This window comes from Paenibacillus sp. IHB B 3415 (assembly GCF_000802655.2).
In the GTDB taxonomy this organism is placed as follows: domain Bacteria; phylum Bacillota; class Bacilli; order Paenibacillales; family Paenibacillaceae; genus Paenibacillus_AQ; species Paenibacillus_AQ phytohabitans.
Genome location: NZ_JUEI01000043.1, coordinates 18,686 through 44,581, shown reverse-complemented (window position 1 = coordinate 44,581; position 25,896 = coordinate 18,686). Strand labels below are relative to the sequence as shown.

Annotated in this window: 22 protein-coding genes; 13 read left to right on the top strand and 9 right to left on the bottom strand. The window is 53.9% G+C overall.

The genetic code is table 11. From position 1 onward, the window contains the following. The first annotated feature begins 93 nt into the window (after positions 1–93). From hutU to QW71_RS19145, 9 genes are all read left to right on the top strand, one after another. Complete coding sequence (gene hutU / locus QW71_RS19185) at positions 94–1,773, top strand: urocanate hydratase (protein WP_152679807.1); 1,680 nt, start codon at positions 94–96, stop codon at positions 1,771–1,773. Continuing rightward, the gene (hutI, locus tag QW71_RS19180; RefSeq protein ID WP_039302078.1) at positions 1,773–3,047 is read left to right on the top strand and encodes an imidazolonepropionase; all 1,275 of its coding nucleotides are present in this window, start codon (positions 1,773–1,775) and stop codon (positions 3,045–3,047) included. Before hutU ends, hutI begins: the two co-directional genes overlap by 1 nt. Further along, on the top strand, positions 3,047–4,243 hold the full coding sequence (locus QW71_RS37195) for a Zn-dependent hydrolase (protein WP_063776457.1): 1,197 nt from the start codon (positions 3,047–3,049) through the stop codon (positions 4,241–4,243). The genes hutI and QW71_RS37195 overlap by 1 nt, the downstream gene beginning before the upstream one ends. Next, positions 4,224–4,478 (top strand): M20/M25/M40 family metallo-hydrolase, encoded by a 255-nt coding sequence (locus tag QW71_RS41425; protein ID WP_063776456.1) that lies wholly within the window; start codon positions 4,224–4,226, stop codon positions 4,476–4,478. The genes QW71_RS37195 and QW71_RS41425 overlap by 20 nt, the downstream gene beginning before the upstream one ends. A gap of 12 nt (positions 4,479–4,490) precedes the next feature. Next, positions 4,491–5,813, top strand: coding sequence for an amidohydrolase family protein (locus tag QW71_RS19170; RefSeq protein ID WP_039302076.1), 1,323 nt, complete (start codon positions 4,491–4,493; stop codon positions 5,811–5,813). Positions 5,814–6,098: 285 nt separating this feature from the next. Next, positions 6,099–6,833, top strand: a complete 735-nt coding sequence (locus tag QW71_RS19160) for a ZIP family metal transporter (protein ID WP_039302071.1) — start codon at positions 6,099–6,101, stop codon at positions 6,831–6,833. A gap of 51 nt (positions 6,834–6,884) precedes the next feature. Next, positions 6,885–8,348, top strand: a complete 1,464-nt coding sequence (locus QW71_RS19155; protein WP_039302068.1) for an O-antigen ligase — start codon at positions 6,885–6,887, stop codon at positions 8,346–8,348. A gap of 239 nt (positions 8,349–8,587) precedes the next feature. After that, positions 8,588–11,065 carry an S-layer homology domain-containing protein gene (locus QW71_RS19150; protein WP_160311825.1) on the top strand — a complete coding sequence of 826 codons (2,478 nt, stop codon included), beginning with the start codon at positions 8,588–8,590 and terminating at the stop codon, positions 11,063–11,065. A 165-nt stretch (positions 11,066–11,230) separates the two neighbouring features. Beyond that, positions 11,231–11,524, top strand: a complete 294-nt coding sequence (locus QW71_RS19145; RefSeq protein WP_039302063.1) for a hypothetical protein — start codon at positions 11,231–11,233, stop codon at positions 11,522–11,524. Between the two features lie 118 nt (positions 11,525–11,642). Here the strand turns inward: QW71_RS19145 and QW71_RS19140 are convergent, their stop codons facing one another. The 4 genes from QW71_RS19140 to QW71_RS19125 all read right to left on the bottom strand — a co-directional run bounded on the left by QW71_RS19140 (position 11,643) and on the right by QW71_RS19125 (position 15,263). Then, a complete protein-coding gene (locus QW71_RS19140; RefSeq protein WP_039302060.1) occupies positions 11,643–12,551 on the bottom strand; it encodes an aldo/keto reductase in 909 nt (302 codons plus the stop codon). Positions 12,552–12,704: 153 nt separating this feature from the next. Next, on the bottom strand, positions 12,705–13,694 hold the full coding sequence (locus QW71_RS19135) for an aldo/keto reductase (RefSeq protein WP_039302057.1): 990 nt from the start codon (positions 13,692–13,694) through the stop codon (positions 12,705–12,707). Positions 13,695–13,853: 159 nt separating this feature from the next. Continuing rightward, complete coding sequence (locus tag QW71_RS19130; protein ID WP_039302054.1) at positions 13,854–14,699, bottom strand: AraC family transcriptional regulator; 846 nt, start codon at positions 14,697–14,699, stop codon at positions 13,854–13,856. 252 nt (positions 14,700–14,951) lie between these two features. Next, positions 14,952–15,263 carry a ferredoxin gene (locus tag QW71_RS19125; RefSeq protein ID WP_042134087.1) on the bottom strand — a complete coding sequence of 104 codons (312 nt, stop codon included), beginning with the start codon at positions 15,261–15,263 and terminating at the stop codon, positions 14,952–14,954. A gap of 373 nt (positions 15,264–15,636) precedes the next feature. Here QW71_RS19125 and QW71_RS42250 point away from each other — a divergent pair, with 373 nt between their 5' ends. Then, positions 15,637–16,815: a YsnF/AvaK domain-containing protein gene (locus QW71_RS42250; RefSeq protein WP_039302051.1), complete on the top strand. Its 1,179-nt coding sequence runs from the start codon at positions 15,637–15,639 to the stop codon at positions 16,813–16,815. A 443-nt stretch (positions 16,816–17,258) separates the two neighbouring features. Here QW71_RS42250 and glpX read toward each other — a convergent pair whose 3' ends face one another. Genes glpX through QW71_RS19105 form a run of 3 tightly spaced genes read right to left on the bottom strand, consistent with a single transcriptional unit; the run spans position 17,259 to position 19,743 of the window. Continuing rightward, on the bottom strand, positions 17,259–18,254 hold the full coding sequence (glpX, locus tag QW71_RS19115) for a class II fructose-bisphosphatase (RefSeq protein ID WP_039302048.1): 996 nt from the start codon (positions 18,252–18,254) through the stop codon (positions 17,259–17,261). 25 nt (positions 18,255–18,279) lie between these two features. Continuing rightward, positions 18,280–19,080 (bottom strand): pyruvate, water dikinase regulatory protein, encoded by an 801-nt coding sequence (locus QW71_RS19110; protein WP_039302045.1) that lies wholly within the window; start codon positions 19,078–19,080, stop codon positions 18,280–18,282. Between the two features lie 18 nt (positions 19,081–19,098). Beyond that, complete coding sequence (locus tag QW71_RS19105) at positions 19,099–19,743, bottom strand: helix-turn-helix transcriptional regulator (RefSeq protein WP_200905939.1); 645 nt, start codon at positions 19,741–19,743, stop codon at positions 19,099–19,101. Between the two features lie 314 nt (positions 19,744–20,057). On the opposite strand from QW71_RS19105, the gene QW71_RS19100 reads away from it, so the two are divergent. After that, complete coding sequence (locus tag QW71_RS19100; protein ID WP_152679806.1) at positions 20,058–20,651, top strand: hypothetical protein; 594 nt, start codon at positions 20,058–20,060, stop codon at positions 20,649–20,651. A 103-nt stretch (positions 20,652–20,754) separates the two neighbouring features. Here the strand turns inward: QW71_RS19100 and QW71_RS19095 are convergent, their stop codons facing one another. After that, on the bottom strand, positions 20,755–21,705 hold the full coding sequence (locus QW71_RS19095) for a DMT family transporter (RefSeq protein ID WP_039302038.1): 951 nt from the start codon (positions 21,703–21,705) through the stop codon (positions 20,755–20,757). A 234-nt stretch (positions 21,706–21,939) separates the two neighbouring features. On the opposite strand from QW71_RS19095, the gene QW71_RS19090 reads away from it, so the two are divergent. Together QW71_RS19090 and QW71_RS19085 are read left to right on the top strand one after the other, a co-directional pair. Beyond that, a complete protein-coding gene (locus QW71_RS19090; RefSeq protein WP_039302035.1) occupies positions 21,940–23,376 on the top strand; it encodes a PLP-dependent aminotransferase family protein in 1,437 nt (478 codons plus the stop codon). Between the two features lie 267 nt (positions 23,377–23,643). Further along, positions 23,644–24,315: a hypothetical protein gene (locus QW71_RS19085; RefSeq protein WP_052770090.1), complete on the top strand. Its 672-nt coding sequence runs from the start codon at positions 23,644–23,646 to the stop codon at positions 24,313–24,315. A 502-nt stretch (positions 24,316–24,817) separates the two neighbouring features. Here QW71_RS19085 and cysC read toward each other — a convergent pair. Further along, positions 24,818–25,378, bottom strand: a complete 561-nt coding sequence (cysC, locus tag QW71_RS19080; RefSeq protein WP_039302032.1) for an adenylyl-sulfate kinase — start codon at positions 25,376–25,378, stop codon at positions 24,818–24,820. Positions 25,379–25,896: the final 518 nt, after the last annotated feature.

Sequence of the window (25,896 nt, the reverse complement as noted above, 5' to 3'; positions counted from 1 at the left end):
TTTCCCGCTGAAAGGGGAGTTATCTACAGCATAAGCAGTCACCGGGTTCCCGGCATGATCAGCATATTCAATGGAGGAAGGGGAGTTAAGAACATGAGTATGGATGAACCAAGAGTCTGCCGCGCGCCAAGAGGCAGCGGGCTGAACACCAAGGGCTGGGTGCAGGAAGCGGCGCTGCGCATGCTGATGAACAATCTCGACCCCGAGGTGGCGGAGCACCCGGAGCAATTGGTTGTCTATGGCGGGATCGGCAAGGCTGCGCGCAACTGGGAGAGCTATGATGCTATTGTGCGCTCCCTTAAGATGCTCGAAGACAACGAAACTCTGCTGATACAGTCCGGTAAGCCTGTTGCCGTCTTCCGCACCCATCGTGATGCCCCGCGCGTGCTGCTGGCCAATTCCAATCTGGTGCCGGCCTGGGCCAACTGGAGTACCTTCCATGAGCTGGACCAGAAAGGGCTGATGATGTACGGGCAGATGACGGCGGGCAGCTGGATTTATATCGGCACACAGGGAATTGTGCAGGGGACATATGAGACGTTCGCGGAGTGTGCGAGACAGCATTTCGGCGGTTCACTTCGGGGGACGATCACACTTAGCGCGGGACTCGGCGGCATGGGAGGCGCGCAGCCGCTGGCTGTCACCATGAACGGCGGGGTATTCATCGGCATCGATGTGGACCGGACGCGGATTGAGAAAAGAATCCAGTCCCGCTACTGCGATGTGCTGGCCGAAACGCTGGATGAGGCGCTGTCGCTGGCTGAAGCAGCCCGGGATGCCGGGCAGGCGCTCTCGGTGGGCCTGCTCGGCAATGCGGCAGAAGTGCTGCCGGTGATGATATCCCGGGGCTTTGTCCCGGATATTCTGACTGATCAGACCTCGGCCCATGATCCGCTGAACGGCTATGTGCCGGAAGGCTTCACGGTGGATACGGCTAAGCAGCTGAGAGTTCAGGACCCGCAGGAATACGTCAAATTGGCCAAACAGAGTATCGCCCGCCACGTGGAAGCGATGCTGGAGCTTAAGCGGAGGGGAGCGGTTACCTTCGACTACGGCAATAATATCCGCCAGGTTGCCTATGATGAAGGCGTGAAGCAGGCTTTTGACTTCCCGGGCTTCGTCCCGGCCTACATCCGCCCGCAATTCTGCGAAGGCAAAGGACCGTTCCGCTGGGTCGCCCTGTCGGGCGATCCTGAAGATATCTATAAGACGGATGCGGCTATTCTGAAGGCATTCCCGGATAACGGAGGGCTGCAGCGCTGGATTACTCTGGCGCAGGAGAAGATCTCCTTTCAGGGGCTGCCTGCACGGATTTGCTGGCTCGGCTACGGTGAACGGGCGAAGTTCGGGCGGATTATCAATGATATGGTGGCATCCGGAGAGCTGTCTGCGCCAATTGTTATCGGCAGGGATCATCTCGACGCAGGCTCTGTCGCTTCCCCCAACCGGGAGACGGAAGCGATGCGTGACGGCAGTGATGCGGTATCGGATTGGCCGCTGCTGAATGCACTGGTCAATACCGCTGCCGGCGCCAGCTGGGTATCGCTGCACCACGGCGGAGGCGTCGGCATGGGCTATTCGCAGCATGCCGGAATGGTCGTGGTGGCGGATGGAACGAAGGAAGCGGAAGCACGGCTTGAACGGGTGCTGACCTCAGATCCGGGGATGGGCGTAGTCCGCCATGCGGATGCGGGTTACCCCCTGGCTGTGGAGACAGCCAAGGCTCAAGGCATTGTGATGCCTATGCTGATTGACCCGAAAGGAGTCAAGTGATGATCTATATTCAGAACGCTGCGCAGATCGCGACGCTTGGCGGTGCCGGCAATAAGCCGAAGACGGGCAAGGACATGGAGGAGCTCGGGCTAATCGGGCACGGGGGGATTGTGATCGAAGACGGTATCTTCACCTTCGTCGGCAGTGATGAGGATGCGCGCAGCTATGTGGAGCAGCATGCCGGAGATAAGCAGGTGACGGTGTTCTCAGCGGAAGGGAAGACCGTCACACCGGGGCTGGTCGATCCCCATACCCATGCCGTTTTTGCCGGCTCCCGGGAGTTTGAGCTGAATCTGCGGCTGCAAGGCGCTAAATATATGGACATTCTAAATGCCGGAGGTGGAATTCTGTATTCCACCGAACGGACCCGGGAAGCTACGGAGGAGCAGCTGATCGCCGAAACCGTGAAGCGGCTGGACCGTTTCCTGGCGCATGGAGTAACGACCATCGAAGCCAAGAGCGGATACGGATTGCGGCTGGAGGATGAGCTGAAGCAGCTGCGCGCAGCCCGCAGACTGGGTGCTTCCCATCCGGTGGATGTGGTGTCCACATTCATGGGCGCCCATGCCGTGCCGGTGGAATATCGCGGCGATGCGGATGGATATGTCCGCAGTGTGATTGAAGAGATGATTCCGGCTGTGGCCCGGGAGGGGCTGGCGGAGTTCTGTGATGTGTTCTGCGAAGAGGGAGTATTCACGGTGGAGCAGTCCAGGGACATTCTGGAGGCGGGCCGGAGCTGGGGGCTGAAGCCCAAGCTCCATGCCGATGAGATTGTCTCCTGCGGAGGGGCGGAGCTGGCCGCCGAGCTGGGGGCAGTAACAGCGGATCATCTGCTGCATGCTTCCGAAGCTGGCATACAGGCGATGGCGGAGAGCGGAGTAATCGCCGTATTGCTTCCGGGTACAGCCTTTTTCCTGATGGCGAAGCCTGCGGATGCGCGGGCGATGATTAATGCCGGTGTGCCTGTTGCGCTGTCGACCGACCGCAATCCCGGCTCCTCCCCGACGGAATCGCTGCCGTTTATTATGAATCTGGCCTGCCTGACGATGGGCATGACTCCGGCGGAGGTGCTGACGGCCTGTACAATCAACGCGGCACATGCGATCTGCCGTGCGGATGTGATCGGCAGCATTGAGGTTGGCAAACAGGCAGATCTGGTAATGTTCGATGCGCCGAATGTTCTCTACCTCCAGTACCATTACGCAGTGAATCTGGTGGATACCGTGTTCAAGAAGGGTGAGGCAGTCATTCAGAACGGACGGAGGGTATGGTGATGAGATCCTTGCGGATTAATGCGGAACGTCTGCAGAATAACATCCGGGAGCTGGCCAAGTTCGGCCTGAATGTGCAGACCGGAGGCCTGGACCGGACGACCTTCACTGAGGCCGAACTGGCAGCACGGCAGTGGCTCAAGAGTAAGCTGCTGGATCTGCAGCTTAGGGTCAGGGTAGATGAAGCGGCGAATATCTGGGCCACCCGGAGGGGAACGGGACAGGGGACTATATCCGGAGATTCGGATGTTATGGAGTGTCCAGAGGCTCCGGAAGACTTAGAGGTTTCAGGAGTTCCCGATGGGCAGAGGATTTCAGATCCGTCAGGAAATTCCGCAGCTGCCGGCGGTTCCTGTGCTTCCGGCAGAGCACGGGAGAGCCTTCCGGTGATCGCATTTGGCTCCCACATCGATACGGTTCCAAACGGCGGGAAATATGACGGTGCGCTTGGGGTTCTGCTGGCTCTGGAGGTCATGAATGTAATGGAAGAGAACAAGATCAGCACCCGGCATCCGCTGGAGCTGGTCTCCTTCAGCGCGGAAGAACCTAATCCGTTCGGACTCTCCACGTTTGGCAGCCGGGCGGTAGCGGGCAAGCTCAGCCGGGGTGATCTTGCCGGAGTGCGCGATGATCAGGGGCAGCTGCTGACGGAGGCGCTGCGGCGGGCAGGCGGCGATCCTGAGCATTTCGAACAATGCCGGAGGGACCCCGAGGCGCTTGCGGCTTTTCTCGAAGTCCATATTGAGCAAGGTAAGCGGCTGCTGGACCGGGGCATTCCAGTGGGAATCGTCACCGCCATCACGGGAATTTACCGCGAGGAGATTACCGTCACGGGAGAAGCGAATCATGCAGGAACCACCTTGATGCAGGACCGGAAGGATGCACTGATGGGCGCTTCCGAGATGATGCTGGCGTTCGAAGCGGTCTGCCGGAAGCATCCGGCGGATGAAGCCGTAGGCACGATCGGGCGGATCAGCAATGAACCGAATGCCGCCAATATTATTCCGGAGAAGGTACTCTTCCACCTGGAGGCCAGGGGAGCGGCCCGCCAGCAGATTCAGGAGATGATAGAGGACTGGAGCCAGCAGGCTGAGGCTATTGCCCGAAGCAGAGGCCTCCGGCTGGAGCGGCGGCTGATTCTGGATCAGGCGGCTGATTCTGGATCAGGCGCCGCAGCCAATGGATGCACGGGTCATTGATGTGAGTACTGCACAGGCAGAGGCGCTGGGGATTCCCGGCCTGCACCTGGGCAGCATGGCCGGTCATGATGCTACCCATATGGCTTCGCTGACCCGCGCAGGAATGCTCTTCGTACCGAGCCTGGGCGGCAAAAGCCATTGCCCGGAGGAAGAGAGCCGGATGGCGGATATTGAGAAGGCGGGCAATGTCCTGCTGCAGTCTATTCTGGCACTTGATGAGCAACTAAGCTGTTAGGAGGATCAAGCCATGCGCGAAATATATTCAGCAGATGTTCTGTACACGCAGGACGAATTCAAGAAGAATGGTGCCCTGCTGGTGGAGAACGGGAGGATTTCGGATGTGGGAGAGCGTGAAGAGCTGCTGGGCCGCTATCCCGATGCCAGGCACATCCACTGGGAGGGCAGAGCTATCGTTCCCGGTACCGTCAATTCACATAATCACTCCTTCCAGAGCCTGCTGCGCGGGATTGCGATTGATAAGCCGTTTCTGGATTGGCGGGATCAGGCCCTGTACAAGTACACACCGCTTCTCGATGAAGAGGCCATCTATACCGGCGCGTTGCTTGCCTTCGGAGAGATGCTGCGCTACGGAATCACGACCGTCTGTGATTTCTTCTATGTGCATAATGGCGGAACTGCCTACGATGAAGCTGTGATCCGGGCCGCGGGTGATCTGGGAATCCGGCTTGTATTTGCCCGCACGATGTATGACTGGGCCGGGGCACCACTTGCTTACCGGGAGACGGTTCCGGAGGCTGTAGAGCGGACGCGGTCATTAGCCAAGAAGTATCAGGGCAATCCCATGGTTACGGTACATCCGGCTCCGCATAGCCCGCATGCGGCTTCACCGGAGATGATTAGGGCCGGGCATAAGCTGGCTATGGAGCTGGATACGCCTTTTCATATCCATGTGGCGGAAGAAATGTTCGAGGTAGAAGAGATCCAACGTGACTATGGCCTGCGGCCTGTGCATTATCTGGATTCCCTGGGCGTTCTCGACGAGCGGATGATTGCGGTTCATCTGGTCTGGCTGGAGGATTCCGAGATTGAACTGATTGGCGCAAGACGCGGGTCGCTGGCATACTGTCCGTCCAGTAATATGTTTCTGGCTGACGGCGTGACCCGCATTCCCGACCTGCTGAAGGCAGGCGTCAGAGTGACACTCGGGACTGACGGAGGCTGCAGCAATAACCGGATCAGCGTGTATGAGGAGATGCGTATGTGTGCGCTTTTGCAGAAGGTCAGCCGGCTGGACGGTACCTGCATCACTGCCGGACAGGTGTACCGGATGGGCACCCGGAGTGCCGGGGAGATTCTGCAGCTGCCGGTGGGTTCGCTCGAAACCGGGCAGTACGCCGACTTCGCGGCGCTCGACCTTCAGGATCTGTCGCTGGCTCCGAAGCGGGAATTGTTCGCGAACATGGTCTATGCCATGCAGCCGGGAGCGATCCGGACAGTAGTCGTTGGCGGGAAGGTGGTTTTTGAACAAGGAAAAATCAAGGCAGTGTCCGAGGAGGCCATCGGCGGACGGGTAGACCGGTTGTTTGAGAAGTGGGCGAGGCTGGAGTAATTCATGTCATTCATCACCATCAGATTCTAATGTATTTCATACAATTGATTGCTGAAGTCCGGCTCCATAACACCCTTTCTATTGGGATCTGCTGTACAGAGTACAATAGATTCAATTTTTTAAGCATATCTAGGGCTGATCTGTTGTACAAAATGCAATTGAACTCTGGCTGGGCGCCACCGGTTCAATCTGTATGGGAAGAAAATAATGGAAGCCTGGTTATATTTAAGGCTGCCGGAAGCATAAGCTTGTCTATAAGTCCTGTCCACAAAAGGGGTTGAAGACTTGGCGAGTGCGTTTCTAGGCAGCTTTTTATCTGCAATGGCTACGGTTCTTGGCGTGATTCCCATCCTGTTCGTGAAGCGGCTGTCTGAGCTGTGGAAAGATGTGCTGGTGGCCTTTACCGCCGGTATTATGGTGTCCGCGACCACCTTCGGACTGATGCCGCAGGCGATCAAAGAGTCGGGAATCATCGCTCTTACTCTGGGTCTGATTACCGGGGTGCTTCTGCTTGATCTGATCGAGAGCCATATTCCGCATATTGATGTGGAGAACAAGCCCGGTCTCAGCAATCTGGATTCCAAAGCGCTGCTCGTGATGATCGCGCTGTTCATTCATAATATTCCCGAGGGGCTGAGTACCGGCTTCAGCTATGCCAGTGAGCAGGCGAGCCTGGGGCCCATGGTAGCTATTGCGATCGGTGCCCAGAATATGCCCGAAGGCCTGATCCTGGCAATATTTCTGATGAATGCCCGTGCGACCCGGCGCAAGGCATTGACTATTGCCTTCCTGACCGGCCTCATGGAGATGGTGTCGGCAGTCATCGGGTATTTTACAGCCAGCTATGTGCAGAATGTAGTCGGTTACGGGCTGGCCTTCGCGGCCGGTGCGATGCTATTCATTGTCTATAAGGAGCTGATCCCGGAGAGCCACGGCCATGGGTATGAGCGGCCTTCAACCTATTCGTTTATATTCGGCCTGCTGGCGATGGTGTATATTACAACGTTTTTTGGCGGATGAAGGATCTGCATAGAGGTTTTTCCGCAAAGTCTGTCGAAAAAGTCTATTACTATGGCGAAAATAAAATCATTGGCAGCAATGCCTTACTATGTTGTACTGGTCTATATGATTGCGGGGTTGCTTGGAGCGGGTTATTTTCATACCCGGTCCTTTTTGGTGTTGGATGTTCTGCTGTATGCTGCTGCGTTTAGCTGTATTTTACGCTCGGGCAGGATCATGCTGCTGCCTGTACACGTTCTGCTGCTGGTATTCACAGCGATGTATTGGATATCTGCGGTTTGGGCGGTTGATGTTGAACAGGCGGTGCTGGAGGCGGCCAAAATATCGTCGCTGCTTCCGTTGTCTTTGCTGTTTGCCACACTGTCACCGGAGCAGCGTGACCGGGTATGGTCGGCATGGGCTTGGTGCGGTGCAGCGCTGACCCTATGGGGACTTGTCTTTGGCTTGTTCAGGGAGGGAAGACTGGAATCGACGCTTGGGTATGCGAATAGCTATGCTGTGATAGCAGCTGCAGCCATTGCGGCCGGTTGGCGCGCCTATCAGCAATCGGGATATAAGCGTTACTGGCTGGCCTGCGTTGTCTCCTCTGGGGGGCTGCTGCTCTCCGGTTCCAGGGCTGTGATTATTCTGGCTGTGATTGGGGTTGTGCTATATATATGGATTACAGGGCAGAGCAAGAAGATTGCAATACTGAGTGCTCTGACAGCAGCGGCGGTCTTGCTGGGCGGCGGCATTGCCTTGAACGTGTGGGGCGGCGAGGCGGCTTATCGGGAGATTGCCTGGAATGCGCCTGAATTCGCGTTGCGCCGGATCTATTGGAATGATGCTGTGCATTTATGGCGCAAGCATTGGCAGCTTGGCGTAGGCGGAGGCGGCTGGGCCGTGCTGTACCCTTCCGTATTTGTGAAATACGCACATCAGCAGTATTTGCAGGTGGCTTTGGATACCGGCATACTGGGGGGCTTAACCTTCATTGCAATGATTACCAGTTCGCTTTGGGCAGGTTTGCGCAGAGGGCACACAGGACGGAGCGCCCTGCTGGCAATAATCTTGTTTGGTATCCATATAGCCTTTGATATCGAATTGGCTTATCCGCTGATCTTCGGGCTATTCATTATGCTCCTTACCGGAGCAGAGGCTGACGGGTTCTCTGCCAGACCAGTCCGCATCTCCCGCTGGACGGGTGCAGTTACAGCGCTGCCGGTGGTCTGCGCTATAGTGGCTTTTACATGGCTGACCCTGGGTTATAACCGGCTTGCCGGAGGAGAATCGCAGATGCTCAGGAAGGACTGGCATAAGGCGGAGCAATCCTTGCTAGGAGCAGAAAAAATGCTGCCATGGTCTCATGAGACACACTATCAGCTGGCAGCCTTGTATTCAGCAATAGCTCGAGATAAGGGAGATGCAATATATATGGACAAGGCCGTACAAGAGATGCAGACTGCCTCGGATATAATCCCGGAGAACAGAAATTATAAAACGATGTTGAAGCAGGTAGAGAAACAGCAAGAATGACAGTTTATATATTAAAAATCACATTGTAATATTCTGGAGTTCCTCGTATAGTAGTGAAGGATTTTCGAAATTCGAATCCTACATATTCACCGGGGGGAATTTTTCTGCACAACATTTTACGTAAAATTAGCGCTTCGCTTGCAGTTCTTATGCTGCTGGCACTGAGCGCGCCTGTACTGACCTATGCGGCCAGTATACTGAAAGTTTATTACAATGCCTCCACAGGAGAGATTTCAGGAGTGATTTACTCTGATCAGGAGAATATTTCACTGAGTCTGGATAGCACCGATGGCAGCAAGATTCAAGTCCCTGAATCAGTCATTGGGGAGGTCTACCATTCTAACAGCGCTCATGTATACTGGGCCAAGGTGAATGGAAATATTGCCACCGGGCTGATTCCCGGCAGTGCAACTGTAGAATCGAGCGATATCAGACGGTTCAACGCAAGTGTAACGGGGGATGTATATTCGTTTGATAACAAGGTTACTACTCCGTATATCGAGCACTACTGGTACAGTTTCCTGAATAAAACTACGATGTTAGCTCCATATTGGCTTACTGAGGACAGGTTTGGTTTGGCTCATTATAATATCTATGACAACAACCAGCTTATGGCTTCAACTAAGAGTTATTATCGCGAGTTCTATAACCTGCCTTATAATTCTCTCCACAGGTTCGAACTTACTTCGGTAGATTTACTGGGTCATGAGTCAGAACGCTACAGCTATCCTATGTATGCTCCTTCTCTAGTACCGGAAGGCAAAGTTCTGCTCAGCGGCAAAAAAAGAGGTGCGGCCCTGATGCCTAATGACGAAATGCTGGCATTCAGGCCAAGCGCCCAGCATCTGGATACAGATCCGGGATTCAGCTTCCAGCTTACATTACCAGGAGCTCAGGCTGCTGATTTCTCCCATTTTCCGTATTTATTTGATGCAAATGAAATAGCGGCTTCCGATTTTGAGCTTGCAGATGATTCCGGGGGGATTTACCAGGTGGATTCCTTTAATTTTGAGGATGATACCTTTCATTTTGGATTTGCCGGCCAGTTAAATACGGATAGTATGTATACTTTGCGGCTTTCATCAACGGCATCCGGTAAAGAGATTCATTTGCCTGATATCAATTCAAGATATGGATGGCTCTACTTTTACTTAAACAGCTCCAAAGACGGTGCTCAATATACCTTTGATTATTTTCCTGAGAATATTTCTCTAGGTCTTTTCCCGGACAAGCCCACAGGGTTTGCAGCAACACCAGGGAACGGGACGTTGAATCTGACCTGGAACAGCAACACAGAAGCTGATCTGGACGGATATCTGGTATGGCTTGACGGTCAATTATTGACGAAATCACCCATTCATCAAACGAATTATCTGATTCAGGGATTACAAAACGGTAAAAATTATCATGTGAACATTGCAGCCGTAAATAAAGATGGGGACCGGTCCTATCAAGCCTATCTTTTCCCGGCTCCGCAGAGCACGGGAAGCGGTACGGTTGGCGGTGGAAGTAACACTGGTGGTGGTGGAGGCGGAGGCGGCGGTGGTATCGCCAGCCCGGTTACTAACGGGGCCGCTTCAACTCCAGCAGCTCCGGTAATCACTGTTGTTGACAAAGCAGGTGTTGCGAAGCCGCTGAGCACGGTATTGAACAGTGAGAATGGCAAGACTACAGTTTCCGTAGCCAGTGACATTAAGCAGATGTTGCTGCCGGCTGGCTCGGTGCCAATCGATACAAATAACACTTTGGCCGTTGCCAAAGATGACCTGTCCATTCAAATTCCGGGTGGAGTACTGGACCAGCTGAAGGCCCTGGTTCCGGCTGATGCATGGAAGGATGCCAAAGTCTCTGTTGAATTTTCTCCGCTGACCAGTGAGGAAATCGCTACGAAGACGGGCGCCATTACCGGAAAATCGGCAAATACGATAATCACTTCCGCAGGTGCTGCGTTTGAAATAAGATTATCGCTGATTACAGCGGACGGGAAAGTAACCGGTTTGTCCAAGCTTGACCTTCCGGTTACGCTGAAGCTGAAGGTTAATGCAGGTGTGGACGGCAATCTGACCGGGATTTATTACTTGGGCGACCCAGGAGACCTGCAATACATGCCTGGACATTTAGATAATGGCTTCTGGATTGCAGAAACCAGTCATTTCAGCCAATATGCCGTACTGCAATACAGCAAAACGTTCAGAGATATTTCAGCGTCTCATTGGGCAGCTGCGGCAATACAGTCTATGGTTGCGAAGCAAGTGGTCACAGGAACAAGTGATCTGGACTTCTCTCCGAATCAGAATGTAACACGTGCTGAATTTGCAGCATTTATTGCCCGGAGCCTAGGTCTGAAATCAGGGAGTGCGGGCAGCTTCACCGATGTGACTTCAACCAAATGGTATGCCGGCGAGATCGCCGCTGCCGCAGAGGCCGGCATTGTGACCGGTACTTCCGGATCAAGCTTCGCACCGGATCAGCCGATTACGCGGCAAGAGATGGTAGCGATGCTGATGAAGGCTTATGTATATAAGAATAAGACACCGCTAAATGCGGGAGAGCCGGAGATTAAATTTACCGACTATAGTTCCATCGCTGCCTGGGCACGGCCGTATGCCAGCGCTGCCCAGAAGCTTGGGCTGATCCTGGGACAAGGCGGCAACAAATTTAATCCGCTGCAGAAGGCTACGCGTGCTGAAGCGGTACAATTGATCTCCAAACTATAATTTCATAGAATTCAATATTCAGACCGCCTGTGTGCAGACACCAGGTGGTTTTTTGTGTTGGTATTGAAACTTCGCACAATTTGCGTCTGCTTCCCAAAGCAGCTATACTGGCTGTTATCCCAGCGATTCATAGAGCGCTAGCTTGAAGATGGAAGGTGTGATTTGATGGACAGACTAACCTGGGAAGCTTTGCTGACATTTGTACTTCTGGTTGCTGGTTTCATAAGCTTGTATGCTGCCATTCACAAACGGACGAACTTTGCCCGTTACAGTATGACGGTTCTGCTGATTGCCAGCGGGGCGCCGCTCGCGGTGATGCTGGTGCTGGAGAGCAGAAGAGAAGCGCTCGATGCGAATATCGGGCTGGGTATGGCCTTTTTGCTGACATGGCTTATTACTGCCCTGGTATTTGCAGCTTCGGTGATTATATGGATCGTTAAGAAGAGAAAGCACAGTTAACCGGATTTATCGCTGTAATTCAAACTTGTTCCCCGGATGTATGAAAAAGAAGCTGTCCAATGACTGCAGATTTCCTGCAGCTTCAAGGCAGCTTCTTTCGCTTTGGAATCATTCAACTCTACAAGTGCACTGTATACCGTCCTGCCTTGCTCACCTTACGGACAGCCTCTAGATCAAGGGCAGAGAGCGGCGGTGAGGTAGCCGATGCAATATTCTGCCGCAGCTGCGCAAGGCTGCTCGCTCCGGGAATAATAGCGGCAACGGTAGGATCTGCCAGCGGATACTGCAGCGCTGTCTGCGTCAAGGTACGGGTGAGGGTAGTCTGCTGCATCAGCTGGCCGTGCAGCTCTGACAGCTCCGCAGCAGTATAGTCCAGATATGCCCGCTCCGCCTTGCTGCGGCCATGTTCTGTCAGGATACCGCTGGCCAGCGGTCCCCGCGCAATCAGGCTGATGCCCTCCCGGGCCAGCAGCGGAAGGATGCTCTCCTCCGGGCGTCTGTCGAGAATGCTGTACTGGCTCATCACACTGACTATTCCCGAGCGCTGCACATATTCCCGGATGACATTCGGCCGGATGGAGGAAATCCCGTAATGACGGATTACCCCTTCCTGCTTCAGCTCTTCAAAAGCTTCGATAGTCTCGTCAATCTCATCCTCCAGCGTTCCCCCATGCAGCTGATACAGATCGATATAATCGGTCTGCAGCCTGCGCAGACTCTCTTTCACCGCCGAGCGGATATAGGCTTTGGAAGCATCCCAGCTCCAGCCCTCTTGGCCGGGAATTCTGCGGTTGCCCACTTTGGTGGCCAGAATTACATCTGCACGGCGGTGCCGGATCGCCTGGCCGACGATTTCCTCATTGCGGCCTTCATCATAGAGATCGGCGGTATCCAGGAAATTGATTCCGTGATCAAGCGCTTCGTGAATAATAGCAGCGGCCTTCACCTCATCCGTCCCCAGCGTCATACAGCCAAGGCCCATGGCGCTTACATATAAATCAGATTGTCCCAAACGGTTAGTGTTCATCTGACCTGACGTCCTTTCGTTACTGTAATTATGTCTATTATATCATCCTGATGCGCAAAAACGGCAATCCTGCCGCCGCTGACTGTCAGCCGGGCGGGCAGGATTGCCGTTATAAGTAAGAATAGATATTGTTTCAGCCTTTCAGGCGCGTGGTTATCCGCGCAGAATGTTCTCGATCTGCTCCAGCTCTTCTGCACTCAGCTCAGGCGCATTCAGGGAAGCTACAGCATCTTCGATCTGGCTGACTTTGCTCGCGCCGATCAGGGCGGAGGTCACTTTGCCGCCGCGGAGTACCCAGGATAAGGCGAGCTGGGACATCTTCTGTCCGCGGGCTGCGGCAATATCGTTCAGCTTGCTTACCTTGGCGATCACCTCGGCCGTGATTTCCTTCTCGGAGAGGAACACGCTTGGTCCGGCTGCGCGGGAATCCGCGGTAATGCCTTTCAGGTAACGGTCGGTCAGGATACCCTTTTGCAGCGGAGAGAAGGCGATAGTGCCGATGCCTTCTTCAGCCAGCACATCCTGCAGCCCGTCTTCGATCCAGCGTGACATCATCGAATAGTTCGGCTGATGAATCAGGCAGGGAGTGCCGAGACGGCGGAGAATCTGCGCAGCTTCACGCGCCTCTTCAGGCTTGTAGTTCGAAATACCGACATACAGCGCTTTGCCCTGGCGTACTAGCAGATCCAGTGCAGACATGGTTTCTTCGAGCGGTGTATTCGGATCTGGACGGTGGTGATAGTAGATATCCACATAATCCAGGCCCAGCCGCTTCAGGCTCTGATCCAGACTGGATACGAGATTCTTCTTGGAGCCCCATTCGCCGTACGGGCCGGGCCACATATAGTAGCCGGCTTTGCTGGAGATGATCAGCTCATCGCGGTAAGCAGCGAGATCCTTCTTCAGAATCTGTCCGAAGCTCTCTTCGGCAGAACCTGCGGGCGGACCGTAGTTATTGGCGAGATCGAAGTGGGTAATCCCCAGGTCGAAAGCGCGGCGGACCATGGCCCGGCCGTTCTCGAACACATCGTTGCCGCCGAAATTATGCCAGAGTCCAAGCGAAATCGCCGGGAGCAGCAGGCCGCTGCGGCCGGTGCGGTTATATTTCATGGTGTCATAGCGTTCAGGACTAGCGATATACATATTATTCCTCCTACAATTTGTTGGTTAGTGTGTTCTGTGATTAATGTGTACAAACTGGCGCTCCCTATCCGGGGAATGTTAGCGTTTGCTTCTCCGGGCAGGCCACGTCCTTATTGTAGCGAATCCGTGCGGATAATCGTATGTCAGCATGGATGATGTTTATAGAACAATGTCAGTATCCGTGTGGCGGATGCGGTATTCTTTGGGGGGGCAGCCTTTAACCTTTTTGAACATACGGGAAAAGAGCAGCGCGTCCTGATACCCGACAGAATGCGAGATCTCGCCGATGGTACAGCTGGTCTCGGTCAGCAATTCGCAGGCCTTGGCAATCCGGAAATTAAGCAGATACTGCTGCGGCGGCAGACCAATGGTCCGTTTGAACAATGTGGAGAGGTACTTGCGGTCCAGCTTCAGGGAAGCGGACATGCTCTCCACGGTGACATTCTCACAGTAATGGGCATGCAGGTAGTGGAGGCATTGCTCAACATAGACACTCTTTTGACGAGGAATCACCAGGTTTGCAGTGGCCGGAACCGTGCGCAGCAGCAGGGATAAGAACTCATAGAGGATTACCTTAAGCGGCAGATCCAGCACATCCTGGCAATCGGCGGCTTCAGACAGCCTCTCGAATAGAGAGGGCATCAGCTCTTGATCCATCGGGAACACCGGCTGCTCCGGCGACAGTGACGTCTGCGACAGCAGATATCCGGCTTCTTCTCCGGTAAAAGCAATCCATGAGTAGGTCCAGGGACTGTCCTGGTCTGCGGCATAATGCGTCACAACATGGGGATAGGTGAGGAAGGCTTGTCCTGCCCCCAGCGTGTGGCTCGCTTCCCCGACAACGACTTTGCCGGTGCCTTCGTGAATGAAGTGGATTTTGTACAAATCACGGACCCCGGGTCCGACGGAATGGCCGGGTGCGCATTGCTCCTGTCCCCAATAATGGAGATGGAGATCGGGACTGGTGCGGTGCGGACGATGGGAATTATATTTGAATATGGCCATGCTTCAGCCTCTTTCCTGTATAGGGAGTGTTCTTTGCCTAAAAAGCGTATATTCCCCATTATACATCAGTTTCACCAAGGCTGATCAACCGCAAAATAACCCCACAAAGTGGGGCTCTGGCTTCGATGATTACTCAGGTACTTTGCGGGGACCCCAAGGCAGATACACTGCAAAAAGTCCCAGCTCCGCTGAAAGGGATAGGGACCTTACGTACATATTCATAACGCAGACGGCGCCGCCGTTTCCTGCCTGTCAGGCTTCCATTTTGAGCATAACGAGTTCTTCTACGGGCACCCCGTTCACCAGATGCTCCTCTACAATGCGCGCCACATCATCGGTGGTTACATTGTAGTACCAGATTCCGTCAGGATACACGATGACAAAAGGACCGTTGCCGCATAGGCCGAGGCAGCTGGTTTTGTTGATTTTGACCGTTTTGTTAATCCCGTGTTCCACCATCTGCTCTTTGAATTCCTGCATGACCTCTTCAACATCCTGGTTATTGCAGTGTTCGCTGCAGCAGAAAAGTAAATGTTTCTTGAGCACCTTCAAACGCATATTCATCGCGGTTCCCCCTAAAAGATATCTGAGTGGCTGACCTGTCTTATGAGGAGTATAGTCTCTTTTGGCGGTGCTGTAATGCGGTTGAGACCATTGTTCTAAAAGGCTTAATAAATGCCATGAGGCGGATAATTGGATGTTATCTATGCTGACTCCGAAACGGTAAATATGAGTAAAATGTGTCCGGAATGCAAGAGGAAATCCGTTTGGAAATTATTTCCCGGATTATTTCCTGTTTCATAAATAATTTTGAGGTTACGTTTACAAGTTTATAAAATATCAGTTTCGCGGATGCCTGTTTGGTTAAGTAAGGGATGTGAAAGTTAAAGTGAGACCAATCCTTATTCACAAAATAAGCTACCAGGAGGGAATCGTTATGAATAAGAAAATTGTAGGTGTATTCTATACCGAGCATGAAGCTTCACGGGCCATTGAAGACTTGAAGAGTCACGGGTTTCTGACAGAGGATATCTCAGTGATAGCGAGAAATAAACGGGATGTTGAAGCGATCAGTGATGAGACAGGAACCAAGGCGCCTGAGGGCATGGCATCCGGTGCAGCAACAGGCGGTATACTCGGCGGTGTCACCGGGCTGCTGGCAGGCATCGGCGCGCTGGCGATACCGGGGATCGGGCCGATTATTGCTGCGGGACCAATTGCCGCGACATTGACGGGAGTAGCCGTAGGTGCAGGAACAGGCGGGCTTGTGGGCGGTCTGATCGGGCTGGGTATTCCGGAGGATGAAGCAGAGAGTTACGACAACTATGTGGATGAAGGACGCATTCTGGTTATGGTTGATGCAGATAACACGCGGGCAAGTGATGTATACTCCATATTCCGTAACCATAATTCAGCGAACGCAGACCGTTATATGGATGATCCTAATACAACCGGCGATGCTGCGGATACCGCACGTCATTCGGTAACAGATACCGTGGATGCCGCGTTCAACGGCTCCGGTCTTGAAGGCAGGGACGATACAGGGCTGGATACGATGAATTCGGCAACGGAGCATGATCTCCCGGGGGCAAGAGCACTGGATGATGTGAACCGTCCGGGAATGACGGGAGATGTATATTCCGGTACGGCGAATGGCATAGACGGGACGCTGGATAGTACACGAACTGGCGGGTTCAATGATCTGGATGAAGACCGCAAGCTGCGTTTGCGTGAAGAACAGCTGGATGTATCCAAGAACAAGGTGCAGACAGGTGAGGTCAACGTACACAAGGAAATCATCGAAGAGCAGAAAACGATCAATGTCCCGGTTACCCATGAAGAGATTGTCATTGAGCGGCGTGCCGTCAATAATGACACAACAGCAGAGCCGGTTGGTGCGGATGAAACGATCCGAATCCCGGTGAGCGAGGAGCAGGTGGAGGTCCGTAAGAATACGGTCGTTACCGGTGAAGTCGGAATTCACAAACGTGAGGTTCAGGGAACCGAGCAGGTACAGGATACGGTCAGACGCGAGGAAGCACGGGTCAACAAGAGCGGTGAGGTGAAGGTGGACGGCAGTGACGAGCTGCTGAGAGACCACAGCCGCAGCCGTTAAATAGCAGGGACGTTATGACGTGCTGACAGGCTAGATGACGGGATTTGTCATTAAGGCTAAAGCTAGTGGGAACGGCCTTGCCGTCACTTTAAGCATGGAGCTGTTTCAGCGAGAAAAATAAAAGGGTTTCCGCGAAGTCCAGCCGGACTTCACGGAAACCCTTTTGTATATTCATTGAACCGGTAATCTTCGGATCAGAATGAAATTCAGCTTGAAGCAAAGGGCCCAATCCGGCGAGGCTTTAACTGTATTTTCTGCAACTAAAATCACTGATAATTGCCCGGGAAGTGCTTTAGTTGCACTTTATACAATTATATTGACCAGTTTCTCTCAAAAGGCTCACCTCATGCTATTTTAGCTGTACAGAATACACTTAGCGTAATAAATCTGGGCGTATACCTTGTTTTAACTGTACGAAATACAATTATCCGCTGCCCCTGTGCCTACATAAAGGCCGCATTGGCTCTGGCCGGAATGACCTCCGGGATGTCCTTGCCGGGCAGGAAATGAATGCTGCGGATGTAGCGGATCGTGCGGCTCTGCGCCCGCATGATCACCGAATGGGTCTCGGCGCGTTCCTTGCCGATGAAGCGCACGCCGCTGAGGAACTCGCCGGAGGTTACCCCGGTGGCGGCGAAGATGACATCGCCGGTGCCGACCATATCCTCCATGGACAGCACCCGTGCCGGATTGTCCAGGCCCATCTGCAGGCAGCGCTGCATCTCAAGAGGGCCTTCGGGCAGCAGCCTGCCCTGGAGCTCTCCGCCCAGGCAGCGCAGTGCGGCGGCGGCGAGTACACCTTCCGGTGCTCCGCCGGAGCCCATGTACAGATCTACATCGCTGTCCGGCAGCGCAGCGGCTATTGCCCCGGCGACATCGCCGTGATTGATCAGCTTGATGCGCACGCCTGCTTCACGCAGGATGCTGATCAAGCCTTCATGCCGCTTGCGGTCCAGCACCATCACCGTCAGCTCGGAGAGCGCTTTGCCGGTGATCATGCCGGCTTTGCGCAGCGTTACTTCGGCCGGATCGTCCAGGCTTAGCTTGCCAGCCAGCTCCGGTCCGCAGGCCAGCTTCTCCATATAGATATCCGGTGCATGCAGCAGGCTGCCCTTGTCAGCAATCGCAATCACCGACTGTGCATTATGCAGTCCGCAGGCGACGACCTCGGTCCCTTCCAGCGGATCTACCGCTACATCGACGGAAGGGCCGTTCCGGTTACCGACACGTTCTCCGATATAGAGCATCGGCGCCTCATCCATCTCGCCTTCGCCGATCACCACGGTTCCGTCAATGGAGACAGAATCGAACATGGAACGGATTGCGGTTGTGGCAGCATCATCTGCCGCATTTTTGTCGCCCCGGCCGATCCAGCGTGCTGAGGATAAAGCACCCAATTCAGTGACCCGTACAATTTCCAGTGCCAATTCGCGTTCCATAATGATTCCCTCCAGTATAGTTAGATTAAATATAACCCATGATAATGCCGGCGGTTTCTTCAATCGCCTTATCCGTAATATCAATGACCGGGCAGCCCAGCTTTGCGAACAGTGTTGCTGCATATTCCATCTCTTCTGTAATACGTTCGAGGCTGGCATATTGCGAGCCGGTAGGCAAGCCCAGCATCTTCAGCCGCTCAGAGCGGATCTTCAGCATGTACTCCGGCTTCATGGTCAGACCGATGATCCGGTTCGGCGGCAGGCTCAGCAGCTGCTGCGGCGGACCGACCTCCGGGACAACCGGATAATTCACCACCTTCTTACCGCGGTGGGCCAGAAAGATGCTGAGCGGTGTCTTCGAGGTGCGGGACATGCCGAGCAGAACAATATCCGCCTTCAGCATGGCCCCGAGATCACGTCCGTCATCACAGGCGACGGTGAATTCAATCGCCTCGATCCGGCTGAAATATTCCTCGTCCAGCTGATGCAGCAGTCCGGGCCGGGCCTCCGGAGCATCATCGAAGGTATCGATGAAGGCCTGCATCATCGGGCCCATAATATCCACAATCCGCAGATCGAGGCGAACCGCCTCCTCGCGGATCATCTCCCGCAGCTCCGGCTGGACCAGGGTATAAGCTACGAAACCCTGAAGCTGGGCGGTCTCTTCCATTAATTTGCGCAGTTCATCTTCATGTCTGACATTACCGTATCTTCTGATAGTGACACGCTGATTCTGAAATTGGTGGATGACGGCCTGCACGACAGCTTCCGCCGTATCTCCAATAGAATCCGAGCATATCGTAATGTAATGGGTGGATGGCTCCATGCTCTATCGATTCCTCCGTTATCCTTTGGCTTCAAGCTCGAGGAGAAGCTTCACGATGGAAGTCTTCGTGAGCCGCCCTACTACGTCCAGACCTGCTCCGGACCCTTCCCCGCTGCCGGGAACAACTACCGGCAGACTGTCTACCTCGTGGTATATCATGCGCTGCGCGGCGTCAAGCACCGTGTCATCGGGCGAAACAGTTACTACCTTGGGCTGGCGGGTCATGACCATGCTCACAGGCATGGTTACCGCGCCGGGATTACCGAGCGTGACCTTCAGGAAGTCCTTGCGCGAGGCGACACCCGTCAGCTTGCCGTCGCTATCGCAGATGATCAGCGTACCGACATCCTGAAGAAACAGTGTAACTACGGCGTCTTGAATCGTCGTATTCTCACGGATAATGACCGGGATGCTCTGGATATCGCTAACCTTGGTATCCTGCAGCAGACCCCGGCTGTTATGGCGCGCTGCGGCCTTGGTACCAGGGAAGTAGCCGACCTTAGGCTTCGCATCGACATATTCGAGCATGACCAGGATGGACAAGTCCCCCCGGATGGTCGGCCGGCTGAGGCCCAGGCTTTCCGCGATTTGGTCACCGGTAATCGGCGCCCTTTTTTTCACAATTTCAATAATTTGCAATTGCCGGGTTGTCAGTTCGATCACAATGTTCCTCCACTTTCCGGTTTACGAATAGATGCAGGTACTTCTCTATATGGAAAAGGAGCACCGTTCCGCCGATTCCCCCTTTCAATCAGACGTCTTAATAGAAGTTTATTCCCTAACTTGGTTATATAATACGCAATAATGATCATAAATGCAACATATAGTACGTCATATATAATGATTTTATGAAAAAATAGGTAGCATAATCAGAATTGCGTTAAGGAGAAACAGGAATATTCTAATATATGGTATTTATTTAATGCTCTTTCCTCACGTGTATGGTAAGGTTTGATCAGGCAAGGAGGTGTATTCATTTGAGGAAATCATGCTTCGTTCTCATTTGCGGGATAGTCATCCTATTGTTGTTACTTGCCGGATGCAGCAAGGACACCCCGAAGTACGCAGAATTGTTCACACAGGTGGAAGAGCACAGGGCTGTGTTCACCCAGCCGCTCGAGGACGGGCTTGCCGTTCTGGGGGTTACCGATGCTGTGGGGGAATATGATCCGAATTTGGGTACAATCATGCAGGATGATGTCCTGACCGTCAATCAAATGGAGTTCATCCAGCAGATTACGGCAGATGTTACTACCGATACAATCATCGGCTACCGGATTGGGACGGTCTTTCCCAGATCGGAGTCCGGGTACGAGAATGCGAGGGAGCTAGTGCGTGCTTTTCTGGAACATTACAAGCCTGCGGATGATGAAGAGGCTGACAAAGTCGAGCAATCGGTTCAGACGATTGACCGGATGGCGCTTCCGCTCATGCCGTCAGTAGGCTTTATCCAAGAATCATGGACATATGGCGAGGGTGAGAACAAGCTGTATATCACATACAGAATATCGAACAGTTTCCAGAGCGATGAGGAATTGCCGCTGAATTTGTATTTCAGCTCTGAGGAGTAGCGTTATACTTCAGGGTGCTTGAGCCATAGGGTGAAAATAACAGGACAGCCCGGAGCCCTTTGTAAAGGTCCAGGCTGTTTTTGTTTGACAAGGGCAGAATTAATTAATCCTGCGGAAGAGCTTCAATGCTTGTTTTTTGAAGTACGGGTATTGCCGGTTTTTGTTTGAAAATCAGCTGCTTCAGCGCGCCCGCATTCACAAGGACCGTGCCAGCGATAATGGTGAATACACCAAGCAGCGTTACCCAGGTTACCGCTTCGTTATAGAACAGGAAGCCTACTCCGACGGCGATCGGCGGAGAGATATACAGCCAGGTCGACGGAAAGACGGGATTCGTCTTGGAGACGAGCCAGTAGAACAGGGTATGACCAACCATGGAGCCGACAACGGTCAGGTAGAGCAGGGAGCCTGCGGTTTTGAACGACAACAGGAAGGCGGGATGCAGCGGCTCGGTAAACAGCGAGATGATGAACAGCAGCGCTCCGCCGTACATCATCTGGGCCGCGTTCAGTGCTACAGGGGATACTCCGGAGAAGGTGGTGGTTACTTTTTTGGAGTAGATCGCCCCTGCCGCATAGCAGATTTCTCCGATCAGGACGACAACACAGCCGATCAGCCAGAGCGGAGTGACGTCAGCCGCAAGGCTGGGCAGCACAAGCAGCAGTACGCCGGTGAAGCCGATGATACAGCCGAAGAGTGAGTAGGCGGGAGCCTTTTGCCGGAGAAAAGCCATCTGCATCAGTAGAATCATCATCGGCCCGGTTGCCGATAATACGGCCGCGAGTCCGGAGGATACATATTGCTCGGCCCAGTAAAGTGCGGCGAAGGTGCCGAAGGTCAGCGTCGCTCCGGTGAACAGCATTTCCTTGCGCAGCAGCAGCGAGAAGCTGGCTTTGCCTTTCACTACCATGAACAGGAACAGCACCGCCCCTGCCGTGAAAAAACGAAGTCCCGCAGAGAAGAACGGCGGCGCTCCGGCGTCTACGCCGATTTTGATCGCGAGAAAGGTTGTGCCGAAGATCAGACAGACCAGTGAATAAGCTAACATAATCATGTTTCCGTGCCCCTTTGTGGTGGTAATGTGGCAATCTCTTAAAGTATTCTGTTAATCATATCCTCATAGGCGCAGAACAGATTGCAGAACACAGAACAGTTGCCGGGCGGAATGCTGTACAATAGGGCAAAGAGCAGTTGGCGGAAGTGGGCGCTGGAGTGAGCGGCGAACGGTGAGCGGCGAGCTGTGGGCAGCGGGGCGGTTGCGAGTATATTGTGGAGAGGGCGGGGGTATATGAAGAAGTCAGTGGGAGCAGAGCAAAGTAATCCCTTGTTCCGCCAAGTCTATGAGTTCATGGCGAACCGGATCGGGCGCGGGGAGTGGAAGCCCCACGACAAGCTGCCGTCGATCCGGCTGCTGGCGGATGAGCTGGGTGTCCACCGGCTGACGGTATTTAAGGCTTACCGGGCATTGACGGAGAACGGTATGCTGTATGTCAAAGACAAATCCGGATATTATGTATCGCCGGGCAGCCGGCTGGCCAACTCAGTGGAAGAAGGAGCAGCAGTGCTGGGGTATACGGTCAAGAGTCCGATGTCCGATATTCAGCGGAAGCCGGTCACTTACCAGTTCTCTCAGGCGCTGATTGATCCGGGTCTGCTGCCCAACCTGTTCCTGTCCGATTATGTCAAAAAAGTATTCGACCTCTACCCGAAGGTCATGGGTACCTATTCCACCGTGCAGGGGGATGAGGAGCTGCGTGCTACGTTGAGCAGCCATTTCCATGACCGGTACCGGCTGCAGTTATCAGCCAGCGAGCTGCTGATTACCTCGGGCGCGCAGCAGGCGATCAATCTGATCGCCGGAATCATGCTCGGCCCGATGGATGCCGTGCTGGTGGAGCGTCCGACGTATAGTGTGGCGCTGGATATTTTCCGCCGGGCAGGCGCGCGGCTGGTTCCGGTGGAGATCTCGCCGCAGGGGTATGATCTGGCGGCGGTCGAGGAATTGATGCGCAGGCATAAGCCGCGGATGTTCTATATTAACCCGACGCACCATAATCCGACGGGTTATACGGTGCCGGCTAAGCAGCGCAAGCTGCTTGTTGAGCTGGCGGAGCGTTACCGCTGCCTGCTGGTGGAGGATGATCCGTTCCGTGATATGCACTTTGAGGAGGAGCCGCCGGCGCCGTTTTTTGCCTATGATACCGAAGGCTGGGTCATCTATATCAGCAGCTTCAGCAAGTATGTAGCCCCCGGGCTGCGGATCTGCGCAGTAGCCTGCCGTTATCCGTTCATGGAGCGGCTGATTGCCGCCAAATCCCTGGCGGACAACGGGACGCCGCTGCTGAATCAGAAGATATTCCTCCACTACTACACCTCGCCGCGCCTGCAGCAGCATCTCGGCAAGCTGAGGATCGCGCTTCAGGTGCATAAGGAGATTATGGAGGAGGAGCTCGCGGCCACCGGCTGGGAATGGACAGCGCCGCAGGGCGGGCTGAACCTGTGGGTGAAGCTGCCGGACACAGTGTCCGTAGATGCGCTTTTTATACGCTGTATGGAGCAGTCCATCTCCTTCGTTCCCGGTGAAATCTGTGATCCGCTGGGCGAGATGAAGTCGTGGCTGCGCCTCAGCTACTCCTTCGCCAGCGAAGCGCTGCTTCGCGAAGGGATGCGGCAGCTGACCGCAATTGCGCGGGAGATCGAGGCGGAGGGTGGACATAGAGAGTGAATTTAGAGAGTAAATACGAAGAGCAGATGCAGAAAGTAGATGCGGGTAAGCCTTGGGGTTTAGCCTGCAGACATGATGAGCCAGCTGCTATCATATATCCGTCAGGCATAGCTGGTAGCACATGCTCATGACGCAGCCGTTATCACGTAGCTGTTATTACGCTGACTGTCCTATCATTCCCGCGTGCCTTTTAGCTGGCATGGGATTTTATGGTGTATAGAGTAACCTTTCTCTGGGAATTTCGTCTGGTGGATAAGGAGAGTGATTATGATGATTGCGATAAAAAGAATCCGGGGCGTCTTGCTCATGTTCCTGTGTGCCCTGCTTGTCTTCATGACACTACTGACCGTACGTCCGCAGGTTACCTATGCCTGTTCTTGTGTCATACCAGCTCCTCCGCTGGAGGCTTTGGAGGACAGTGCGGCTGTGTTTGAAGGCACCGTAATATCGGTCGCCAAACCATTCGGAATTATCCAATCCAGCGCTGATCCCATGCAGGTTACCTTTCAGGTGGGTGCCCGCTGGAAGGGTGATTTGGGTAATCAAGTGACCGTAAGTACGGCTCAGTCCGGAGACAGCTGCGGTTTTGAGTTCGCCGAGGGTGAACGCTACATGGTTTATGCAAGAGGAGCGGAAGCAGATGGAAACCTAGCGAAGGGGAATGCAGAACAGAGTGAGTTGACTACGAGCCTGTGCAGCCGGACTGCCCTGTACGCTGACGCGCAGGAAGATCTGAATGAGCTGGGGCCAGGTACCGGCGGCGGGTCGCCGACAGCTCCGCCAGAGACCGCTGAAGGTGATGCACCTTCAGTACCTGTAGACAACCATTCAGCAACAGCACCATGGCTGCTATATGTGGGAGCGGGTGCGGGGATGGTGATCTTGATAGCACTAGGGCTAACCTGGCAGCGCCGTCAAAGTAACAAATCACGGAAATAGTGTAAGGAAGATTAAAGCGGGATGAGGCGGAGTAAGATGTGACGGGGAAAGCAACGTTGGAGGATACCTGAGCAACGCGGCTGGTTTGTTGGAAGAACGTGACAGGATGGAGCAACGGGGGCGGAGGGAGATCAGCGTAACAGGTGGGTCATACACTTATGCGGACACCAGGGACCTTATTTCGAGCAAAGTGCTGCTTTTTGGAGACTTGCGGACACCAGAGACCTTATTTACCGAATCGCCTGCCACAAGCGATATTGTGCGGAGGATAAGGTCTCTCCAGTCCGTAAGATATGATAATGGACGGGAATCAGCCGAATAAGAGCTCTCCAGTCCGTATGGGAATCAAACAGATGCAAATGAAACCAATAGCAGCACTTTGCGGTTCCGGTAGCCGTGAGCTTCATATCAATAGAAGGGAGGCTCATAGCTAAAAGCTATAAGTCTCCCTTCTATTATGCTCATAGTGCAGGCGAAGCAGGAGAATGTCCGCACTCTAACTCTAGCGCCACGGCTGATAGAGCCGGTTCTCCGTAAGCCAGTCAATCATTTCCTCCACGCATTCCTCTGGTGTACGCTCTGCCGTGTGCAGCCGCAGCTCCGGGCGGTCCGGAGCCTCATAAGGATCGGAGATCCCGGTGAAGGCCTGGATTTCACCGGAGCGGGCCTTGGCGTACAGCCCTTTGACATCCCGCGCTTCACAGACGGGGAGCGGGCAGTCTACATAGACCTCCACGAACCCCGGCAGCTCCCGGCGGGCATAGCTGCGCATGTCGGCATAAGGGCTGATCACCGAGACCACAGTGACCACGCCGTGCCGGTTCAGCAGGCCGGCAATATAGACCGCCCGGCGGATATTCTCGAACCGGTCCTCGCGGCTGAAGCCGAGGCCCCGGCCCAGTGTGCGCCGCAGCTCATCGCCGTCAAGCCACTCCACTGCCCGGCCCTGCTCCTGTAGCCGGTCCTTGAGCAGAGCGGCAAGCGTGGACTTGCCCGCCCCGGACAGGCCGGTGAGCCATATCGTTACCCCTGCTTGTGTCTGAGCATGTAGCTGAGCTGTCATTGCTTTGTCCTCCCGTAACTTTTCGCTTCATTGTAAGCACATTGTAGCCACCTTGTGGCCATATTGTAGCCACCTTGTGGCCATATTGTAGCCACCTTGTGGCCATATTGTAGCCACCTTGTGGCCATATTGTAGCCACCTTGTGGCCATATTGTAGCCACCTTGTTAGCCACCTTTTGGCCATATTGTAGCCACCTTGTGGCCATATTGTAGCCACCTTGTAGCCATATTTGCTCTATCCATTGAACGGTACTCTTTCGAAATAGCGGCCTAGGAGATAGAACCAGACTTCTGCTCGAAGCCAAGAACCTCATCCGACAATAACTGTATTTACTACAACTAAAGTCACCAGCCATTGTCTTTCCAGTCCAATAACTGCACTTTCTACAACTAAAAGGACTGACTTTCCCCAAAGGAGCGCCTTCGGCCATTTTTAGTTGTACAGAATACACTTATCCGCACAAATCCGGTGTTTATCCTCCTTTTAATTGTACGAAATACACTTATCCGTGGCCTCT

Bases quoted from the DNA above. Each gene is read 5' to 3' on its own strand.
- QW71_RS19125 (WP_042134087.1), bottom strand. From the start codon at position 15,263: ATGAATATGCGTTTGAAGGTGCTCAAGAAACATTTACTTTTCTGCTGC.
- QW71_RS42250 (WP_039302051.1), top strand. From the start codon at position 15,637: ATGAATAAGAAAATTGTAGGTGTATTCTATACCGAGCATGAAGCTTCA.
- hutU (WP_152679807.1), top strand. From the start codon at position 94: ATGAGTATGGATGAACCAAGAGTCTGCCGCGCGCCAAGAGGCAGCGGG.
- hutI (WP_039302078.1), top strand. From the start codon at position 1,773: ATGATCTATATTCAGAACGCTGCGCAGATCGCGACGCTTGGCGGTGCC.
- QW71_RS37195 (WP_063776457.1), top strand. From the start codon at position 3,047: ATGAGATCCTTGCGGATTAATGCGGAACGTCTGCAGAATAACATCCGG.
- QW71_RS19155 (WP_039302068.1), top strand. From the start codon at position 6,885: ATGGCGAAAATAAAATCATTGGCAGCAATGCCTTACTATGTTGTACTG.
- QW71_RS19135 (WP_039302057.1), bottom strand. From the start codon at position 13,694: ATGTATATCGCTAGTCCTGAACGCTATGACACCATGAAATATAACCGC.
- QW71_RS19085 (WP_052770090.1), top strand. From the start codon at position 23,644: ATGATGATTGCGATAAAAAGAATCCGGGGCGTCTTGCTCATGTTCCTG.
- QW71_RS19140 (WP_039302060.1), bottom strand. From the start codon at position 12,551: ATGAACACTAACCGTTTGGGACAATCTGATTTATATGTAAGCGCCATG.
- QW71_RS19130 (WP_039302054.1), bottom strand. From the start codon at position 14,699: ATGGCCATATTCAAATATAATTCCCATCGTCCGCACCGCACCAGTCCC.
- QW71_RS41425 (WP_063776456.1), top strand. From the start codon at position 4,224: ATGGATGCACGGGTCATTGATGTGAGTACTGCACAGGCAGAGGCGCTG.
- QW71_RS19170 (WP_039302076.1), top strand. From the start codon at position 4,491: ATGCGCGAAATATATTCAGCAGATGTTCTGTACACGCAGGACGAATTC.
- cysC (WP_039302032.1), bottom strand. From the start codon at position 25,378: ATGACAGCTCAGCTACATGCTCAGACACAAGCAGGGGTAACGATATGG.
- glpX (WP_039302048.1), bottom strand. From the start codon at position 18,254: ATGGAACGCGAATTGGCACTGGAAATTGTACGGGTCACTGAATTGGGT.
- QW71_RS19110 (WP_039302045.1), bottom strand. From the start codon at position 19,080: ATGGAGCCATCCACCCATTACATTACGATATGCTCGGATTCTATTGGA.
- QW71_RS19090 (WP_039302035.1), top strand. From the start codon at position 21,940: ATGAAGAAGTCAGTGGGAGCAGAGCAAAGTAATCCCTTGTTCCGCCAA.
- QW71_RS19095 (WP_039302038.1), bottom strand. From the start codon at position 21,705: ATGATTATGTTAGCTTATTCACTGGTCTGTCTGATCTTCGGCACAACC.
- QW71_RS19145 (WP_039302063.1), top strand. From the start codon at position 11,231: ATGGACAGACTAACCTGGGAAGCTTTGCTGACATTTGTACTTCTGGTT.